The organism is Staphylococcus sp. NWU MKU2, from assembly GCF_033283605.1.
GTDB classification, from domain to species: domain Bacteria; phylum Bacillota; class Bacilli; order Staphylococcales; family Staphylococcaceae; genus Staphylococcus; species Staphylococcus haemolyticus.
Genome location: NZ_JAVSMH010000024.1, coordinates 1 through 603 on the forward strand (window position 1 = coordinate 1; position 603 = coordinate 603).

The 603-nt window shown below is 35.3% G+C and carries 1 protein-coding gene; it reads right to left on the bottom strand.

Features of this window, described 5'->3' with window-relative positions; all coding sequences use genetic code 11:
• Positions 1–18 precede the first annotated feature (18 nt).
• Positions 19–603: IS6-like element IS257 family transposase (locus SBL15_RS12945; RefSeq protein WP_317956228.1), on the bottom strand; the 585-nt coding region annotated here is incomplete at its 5' end.

The following is a 603-nucleotide window of genomic DNA, read 5'->3' on the forward strand; positions in this document are numbered from 1 at the left end:
TATCATGTCAGTGTTCGCTTAACTTGCTAGCATGATGCTAATTTCGTGGCATGGCGAAAATCCGTAGATCTGAAGGGACCTGCGGTTCTTTTTATATAGAGCGTAAATACATTCAATACCTTTTAAAGTATTCTTTGCTGTATTGATACTTTGATACCTTGTCTTTCTTACTTTAATATGACGGTGATCTTGCTCAATGAGGTTATTCAGATATTTCGATGTACAATGACAGTCAGGTTTAAGTTTAAAAGCTTTAATTACTTTAGCCATTGCTACCTTCGTTGAAGGTGCCTGATCTGTAATTACCTTTTGAGGTTTACCAAATTGTTTAATGAGACGTTTGATAAACGCATATGCTGAATGATTATCTCGTTGCTTACGCAACCAAATATCTAATGTATGTCCCTCTGCATCAATGGCACGATATAAATAGCTCCATTTTCCTTTTATTTTGATGTACGTCTCATCAATACGCCATTTGTAATAAGCTTTTTTATGCTTTTTCTTCCAAATTCGATATAAAATTGGGGCATATTCTTGAACCCAACGGTAGACCGTTGAATGATGAACGTTTACACCACGTTCCCTTAATATTTCAGATAT